General features: G+C 37.9%; 8 protein-coding genes. 2 read left to right on the top strand and 6 right to left on the bottom strand.

What is annotated here, in order from left to right:
* Window positions 1-356: 356 nt before the first annotated feature.
* Window positions 357-578, bottom strand: coding sequence for a hypothetical protein (locus H6G41_RS31240; protein WP_190751885.1), 222 nt, complete (start codon window positions 576-578; stop codon window positions 357-359).
* 25 nt (window positions 579-603) lie between these two features.
* Window positions 604-819, bottom strand: coding sequence for a hypothetical protein (locus H6G41_RS31235; protein ID WP_190751883.1), 216 nt, complete (start codon window positions 817-819; stop codon window positions 604-606).
* A 226-nt stretch (window positions 820-1,045) separates the two neighbouring features.
* Between H6G41_RS31235 and H6G41_RS31230 the strand changes: the two genes are divergently transcribed.
* Window positions 1,046-1,279: a hypothetical protein gene (locus tag H6G41_RS31230; RefSeq protein ID WP_190751881.1), complete on the top strand. Its 234-nt coding sequence runs from the start codon at window positions 1,046-1,048 to the stop codon at window positions 1,277-1,279.
* On the opposite strand, the gene H6G41_RS31225 is transcribed toward H6G41_RS31230, so the two are convergent.
* The 3 genes from H6G41_RS31225 to H6G41_RS31215 form a co-directional block, all read right to left on the bottom strand.
* Window positions 1,274-1,462: a hypothetical protein gene (locus tag H6G41_RS31225; RefSeq protein ID WP_190751879.1), complete on the bottom strand. Its 189-nt coding sequence runs from the start codon at window positions 1,460-1,462 to the stop codon at window positions 1,274-1,276. The genes H6G41_RS31230 and H6G41_RS31225 overlap by 6 nt on opposite strands.
* Window positions 1,463-1,810: 348 nt before the next feature.
* The gene (gene miaB, locus H6G41_RS31220; protein WP_190751877.1) at window positions 1,811-3,175 is read right to left on the bottom strand and encodes a tRNA (N6-isopentenyl adenosine(37)-C2)-methylthiotransferase MiaB; all 1,365 of its coding nucleotides are present in this window, start codon (window positions 3,173-3,175) and stop codon (window positions 1,811-1,813) included.
* 88 nt (window positions 3,176-3,263) lie between these two features.
* Window positions 3,264-3,581, bottom strand: a complete 318-nt coding sequence (locus H6G41_RS31215) for a hypothetical protein (protein WP_190751876.1) — start codon at window positions 3,579-3,581, stop codon at window positions 3,264-3,266.
* Between the two features lie 330 nt (window positions 3,582-3,911).
* On the opposite strand from H6G41_RS31215, the gene H6G41_RS31210 reads away from it, so the two are divergent.
* On the top strand, window positions 3,912-4,988 hold the full coding sequence (locus tag H6G41_RS31210; RefSeq protein ID WP_190751873.1) for an RNA ligase family protein: 1,077 nt from the start codon (window positions 3,912-3,914) through the stop codon (window positions 4,986-4,988).
* A 25-nt stretch (window positions 4,989-5,013) separates the two neighbouring features.
* Here H6G41_RS31210 and H6G41_RS31205 read toward each other — a convergent pair whose 3' ends face one another.
* Entirely contained in the window at window positions 5,014-6,450 is a 1,437-nt protein-coding gene (locus H6G41_RS31205; RefSeq protein ID WP_190751871.1) for a carotenoid oxygenase family protein, read from the bottom strand.
* Between the last annotated feature and the right edge of the window lie 7 nt (window positions 6,451-6,457).

Here is a 6,457-nt window from a genome sequence, read left to right as displayed (position 1 = left end):
TGGAACCACTCTGACCCCATCCCGAACTCAGAGGTGAAACGCTGCTGCGGCGACGATAGTTTGAGGGTAGCCTCCTGCCACAATAGCTCGATGCCAGGTTTATTCTTCCACTCATAAAGCCTCTCCACCGATGTCTCAAGGAGCGGCTTTTTGCTTTTTTAATGCTTTGGCTAAGCTTCATGTAAAGCTTGACAATTACACATCACATCATAGTTATCAGATATATCAGATATAGAAACTTATCAGCATTTTCTGTCATTTGTTATTAACGAACCGCGAAGTACGCTAAGTACACGAAGAAAGAAAAGAAAGAAGATGTTTACAAATAATTTATGCTTGCTGTAAATAGCTTATTTTTAGTTGCGACAGTTTAGTTGCTCTGTTTTATTGTGATAAGTCAATTTAACAGATGAAGCATCAGTAAATTGGTTATAGGGAAGGTTAGCGATACCTACACCTTTGTCGCCAATTATTTCTAGATTTAATTCCCCATCATCACCCGAACTACCAAGATCGTATATAAGATAGTTTTTACCGTAATATGGAGCAATAAATTTTATGTTACCTACGCGCTCCATAATTGGTAGGCAGATTTTGAAGTTGTTAATAATTTTTGTGTAACGATGAAATTCTTTTTCCGCCCATTTTTGGCGAAGTAATGTAAATACCGAGACAATACAAAGTTAAAGCGATCGCAGTCGATAAACTCAGCAATTCATTAGTCTGCATTTCGCGATAGTTGAGAAAATAATTAGTACCAAACAATGTAGTAAGCAAACCTACACACACCGCCGAGACTGTAATTACATTGTTTTTCATCAGGCGATCACCTCTCCCAGCATACAGTTTGTTTGAATATAGCTGTAGCTTTCAGTTTATTGCTGTTGTTCACCGTTAACAGTTGATAGTTTACAGTTATACAGGAATTCGACTAATTAAAGAAATTTAAATATCAATTTGCTTCACTCTAAAGACAGAAGTCAAGGCGCTGGAAGCTTTATAAAACTTAAATATGTGTTCTCTGTTAAATTATCCTAGTAAAGCCATGCAATATCCCTGTTCATTATCCAACGAAGAGAAAAAAATCTTTTTTCACACCGAACTAGTAAGATATGGTGTGAAATACGATAGAGCAGCAACAGTAGCTAAAATTTTAGCTGCTGAAAAACCAGATGAGCTTTTGACAGAAGAGGAAAAGCAACTAGTAGATGAAGTATGTAATGAATGGCTAAATAATTACAATCGATATAAGAATATACAACAATCAGCAAACTTATAATTCGCTACTCCCATTTCTAATTTTTAGTATCTGTAATATTTCAGCTAAATCTTTATGCAAAAGTTGGCTATCTTCGGCTTTATCTAAGATTTTATATATAGCAAGTTGGTTTTGTATAAGAGTATTAATAATTAATTCTAAATTATCTAATCTTTGGATTAAGACATTTAGACGTAAGTTCATTTCGTTAATTTGCCTATCTATCATAGAACTCTGACTATTGATAAATTTAAAATATATACCAATAGATATAGTGTTTTATCAGCCTGTAGATATAAATTTGTATTACAATATATAGTAATAATTACTACATTAAATTTCAAATAATGTTTGCCATACTCAATTATTCTTAAGCTAAGAATATAATAAAGTTGAGTTAAGGGTAAGAAGTGCACATAATATTATTGTGCCTCTACCAATTCTTCTGATGATTTTTTGAAATTGGTATAAGAATATAAAAAATTGACCCTGAGTGAAGTCGAAGGGTCAATCTAGGTGAAAAAATTGATGCCTAAATACGATATCAATCTGTTAAACAGGCAAAGCTTGACGCACTTCGATGGGTTCACCAGTTAAGCTAAAAGCGCGGACTTCGGTAATTTTAACTTTCACCAATTGCCCTTTAAGTTCCTGAATATCACCAGTAAAGAAGGTGAGACGATTACCGCCTGTACGTCCCATTACTTGAGTGGGATCTTTAGGGTTTTGATCTTCTACCAATACTTCCTCAATGCGTCCCATGTAACGTTGCGATCGCTCTGCTGCTTTGATGCCGACTAAATGATTTAATCTTTGTAGGCGATCGCTTTTTACTTCTTCACTGAGTTGATTTTCCCACAAAGCTGCTGGCGTTCCTGGGCGTGGAGAATAGGCGGCTGTATTTAATTGGTCAAAGCCGATATCTTCTACCAATTTCAAAGTATTCTCAAACTGTGCTTCTGTTTCCCCAGGGAAACCGACAATTGCATCGGCGCTAATCGATGCATCGGGCATATAGTAGCGAATGGTATCAATTATTCGACGGTATTTTTCATGAGTATAACCGCGTGCCATTGCTTTTAACAAATCGTTATCCCCAGATTGAAAAGGAATGTGGAAATGTTCGCAAATCTTCGGTAATTCAGCACAAGCTTTAATTAAACGCTCAGTAAAATAACGGGGATGGCTAGTAGCAAAACGTATCCTTTCGACCCCATGCACATCATGGACGTAATACAGCAAATCGGTAAAGGTGTGCAGATGTCGTCCTTCCGGTGTCACTCCTGGCAAATCCCGTCCATAAGCGTCAATATTTTGACCGAGGAGGGTAATTTCCTTGTAACCTTGCTTACCTAACTCCACCATTTCGGCACGAATGGCTTCAGGCGTGCGAGATTGTTCGACACCGCGCACGTTAGGCACTACGCAATAGGTACAGCGTTCGTTACAGCCGTATATTACGTTCACCCAAGCCGTAACTTTGCTATCTCGTCGCGGCTGGGTAATATCTTCCATAATATGTACTGGTTCGGTAGCAACAACTTGATTGCCTTCAAATACCGATTCCAGCAAATCTTTCAAGCGGTTGGCATGTTGTGGCCCCATCACCAAATCTAATTCGGGAACGCGGCGCAATAAACTTTCGCCTTCCTGTTGGGCGACGCATCCAGCAACAATCAAGGTTAAATCAGGTTGCTCGTGTTTGCGTTTGGCTTGTCTGCCAAGGTAAGAATATACTTTTTGTTCCGCATTATCCCGAATCGTACAAGTATTGTAGAGAATTACATCTGCACTATTGGGATCTTCGGAAAACTCAAAGCCCATGTCTTCTAATATGCCAGCCATGCGCTCTGAGTCGGCTTTATTCATTTGGCAACCAAAAGTAGTGATGTGATAGCAGCGTTTAGAAGTGGTCATGGGCAATTATGCTTAAGCAGTGTTAGTTGTTATCTCAGCTTTCTTCCTATTCTATCTAAATGTTGCCAGAGGACTCTCTGTGGATACGTCAGGTTGCGTGAGAGATAAATTGCAACCAAGATAAAACCGAGCGTAGCAAAAATTCTACATACTTGTCATTGTGCAGTGCAAAATATTTATGCCAATTTATTCCCGCTATATGGATTGATTTAATTGGGGCTTTAATTATTTCTAATACAGGAATTATTCGGTCACAAATTTTTGGATCTGGTGATTTAATGTTTAATAAAAGAGTCACATTATATTCTATTTTTGCTTCTACCTTTATTAAAATTGCATGTTCGATTAAACAAGCGATCGCCTGAATATCTCCATTACGAGCAGATTCAAGTATATTGTTATGCATAACCTAATAAAAATGTGTATTACAGTTTATCAATAAGTTTACTTTGTTGATTCCATGCAATTATTTTGGCAGCGTATTATTGCCTATTCAGCCGCAAATAATGCTAGATAAATTCCACCAGCATCGTTAAATTAAGCTCATAATTAGCTTTCATCCCCTTAACTAGGGATTGGTCTTTATACTTGGGCTACAGTCAGCTAATTCTGTGGGTCAATTGTAGTGGATAAACTCATTAATCGTCCAGGCGATCGCTAACAGAATTCCCTGTAATCATTTTTGTATTATAATATATACTACAAAATTTAATTAGTCAGGATATTTGTGCTATTTATGAACGCAGTAGATAGCCATGTTTCAACGTGGGAATACCTCATTTATGAGAAAATCCCGGAAAATTTCCATAAATGGGGTTTGACAGAATCAGATTACCGCTTGTTTAACAAAACAGATTGGGTAGTAACAGAAAAAATTCATGGTGCTAACTTTGGTATCAGCACCGATGGTATAGAGGTACGCTTTGCGAAAAGAAAGGAGTTTTTACAGACAGAAGAAGATTTTTTTGATTATCAATCTTTAAAAGCCAAATTATCGCACCAAGTCCAAGAGATTTTCCGGATTTTGCAATTGGAAACGACTTTGCAGAGAATCTATATTTACGGAGAATTATTTGGCGGTGAATATCCTCATCCTGATGTACCTGCTGTGAAGCATGTTCAGGCTGTACAAACTGGTATTTATTATTCACCGAGAATCGAATACTGTGCTTTTGATATTGTTGTACTGAAGAGTAATAATCAACAACAAAGAACTTATTTAGATTATGACATAGCACTCAAGCTATTTCAGCAAGTGGGGATGATGGCAGTAGCACCGTTATTCATCAGTAAATATAATGATGCTTTGGCATATAATATTGAGTTTGAGTCTACAATTCCAGCAATTTTAGGCTTACCAAAATTACCCTTTATCAATAAGGCTGAAGGAGTTGTGATTAAACCACTTCATTCTATTTATATAGATAAGGGTAAAGAAAAAATCCGTCCGATTATTAAGCAGAAAATTCCAGATTTTGCAGAAGATAGCCGATTTCATCAAGCACAAAAATGGACTGTAAAACAACAGCCAATTAGCACTCAGCTAACTTTAGAAGCAGAATTGAGTCAGGAAATGTTGGCTTTGGTTACGCCTAATCGGTTGCATAATGTTATTTCTAAATTGGGGAGAGTTTCTAAAAATGATAAAAATCAGCGTCAGCAATTGGTAGAACTGTTAGTTAGCGATGTATTAGAAAGTTTTCAAGAAGAGTATGCAAGTATCTTCAGCGCTTTAGAAACTACTGAACAAAAAAAGATGCTTGAACAATTACATCAAGCATCCCAAAAGTTAGTTGATAATTATCAGGGGTGAAGTCCTGACTACGAATTGAGGAGAATTAATCAGGTTTCCAAGTACCGTGAAAACCTGGGGGAATAACGCTAGGTAATCCGAGTTTGCAAACGGGTGTGTCGTCTAAGCGATCGCAATCAAATACCCAAACTTCGCTACTATGAGAATTACCATCATAGACAACGGTTATCAGCCAGCTTTGATTTGGGTTTTGCTGATTTTGAACGTGGATAGGTTCGCTACAATAGCGGTTTGCGCCTAAATCTGCGGCGGTAAAGGTTTGTGTGTGATGATCGAAACGGGCGATCGCATTTAATATTTCTTGGCTAATATCTGATTCTGGGCGAAATGTGGACATATATGTGTAACGTGACGCTTGTCCCACATTTTGCTGCGGTACGCTGGGAAATTCACAATGTCTATCTACGAGTTCTTGAATTGCTGTCACCTGACCTGTATCAGGACGCAAATGAACTCGCGTGAGTCTCGCTTCAGCAAGAGTATGCGTTTCTCCAGTTGCTACCTGTTTTAAATATTGGTTGGTTTGAAAATCTTCATAGCGGGCGATATCAACTATTACTGTACCGCTAGCATCAACATAACCGTTAGCAAAATGCCATTGAAACCAAGGTTCGGTGAATCCGCGACTTACTAAAGATAAGTCTTCGCGATTGAATACTAAAACCTGGGTTCCTACCTCTGGACACCATTTTAGCGAATCACCGTATGTACTAGTACCAAATAGGATAGGCCAAATATTATTTACCTTTACAGCTGGGACAAAAAATACTAAATACTGTCCCGCTAAGACAAAATCATGAATTAAGGGTACACCTTTTAAAGGAAACTTGGCTTTTTGGCGGATTTTCCCAGTAAAATCGCTTTTATAAATGTTGAGTGTAGCGTTTAGTCCCAGACTCAGACCAAAGTTAAAAATTTCTTTGGTTTTGTCATCAACTTTAGGATGAGCAGAATAACCCAAACCTAGATGTAAAGCATCTAAATCGTCTATTCCCTGAGTTTCTAAGCTTTCTAAATCAAGGGCATAAGGGCGATCGCCTTCCCATAATGCTAAAAGTTTATCAGCTAATGCCAGCACTGAGGTATTAGCAACATTTTTGATCGGTCTACGCCATTGATTCCAAATTGCTCCTGGCGCAGTCATACCATAGTTACCATACAGCAATTTACCTGCTTTTTCTTCTTCTTGATAACCAGAGGTTTGGACGTAGCGATAAACGCCGCTAGCACCTACATCGGTAAAATTTATTGCCAGAATTGCCCCATCACCATCAAACCAATGTCCGACATGAATACCGCCTCTTTCTAGCCTTGCTGGGCCATTGCGGTAAAGCGTACCCCGTAAACCTTCAGGTATATTACCAAACACAAATTGTAATTTTGTCCGTGAAAATTCTATTCCAGGTTGAGCGATCGCTTGACCCCAATTTTTTTTTGTTGACTTTTTATTAATTGTATGCATATTAAAT

The organism is Tolypothrix sp. FACHB-123 (assembly GCF_014697075.1).
In the GTDB taxonomy this organism is placed as follows: domain Bacteria; phylum Cyanobacteriota; class Cyanobacteriia; order Cyanobacteriales; family Nostocaceae; genus Aulosira.
Note: the sequence above shows the minus strand (reverse complement) of the source record. Positions and strands in the feature narration are given on the sequence as shown.

Excerpts from the sequence above, each read along its gene's own strand:
- H6G41_RS31240 (WP_190751885.1), bottom strand. The coding sequence starts at position 578 with ATGGAGCGCGTAGGTAACATAAAATTTATTGCTCCATATTACGGTAAA.
- H6G41_RS31230 (WP_190751881.1), top strand. The coding sequence starts at position 1,046 with ATGCAATATCCCTGTTCATTATCCAACGAAGAGAAAAAAATCTTTTTT.
- H6G41_RS31215 (WP_190751876.1), bottom strand. The coding sequence starts at position 3,581 with ATGCATAACAATATACTTGAATCTGCTCGTAATGGAGATATTCAGGCG.
- H6G41_RS31210 (WP_190751873.1), top strand. The coding sequence starts at position 3,912 with ATGAACGCAGTAGATAGCCATGTTTCAACGTGGGAATACCTCATTTAT.
- H6G41_RS31235 (WP_190751883.1), bottom strand. The coding sequence starts at position 819 with ATGAAAAACAATGTAATTACAGTCTCGGCGGTGTGTGTAGGTTTGCTT.
- H6G41_RS31205 (WP_190751871.1), bottom strand. The coding sequence starts at position 6,450 with ATGCATACAATTAATAAAAAGTCAACAAAAAAAAATTGGGGTCAAGCG.
- miaB (WP_190751877.1), bottom strand. The coding sequence starts at position 3,175 with ATGACCACTTCTAAACGCTGCTATCACATCACTACTTTTGGTTGCCAA.
- H6G41_RS31225 (WP_190751879.1), bottom strand. The coding sequence starts at position 1,462 with ATGAACTTACGTCTAAATGTCTTAATCCAAAGATTAGATAATTTAGAA.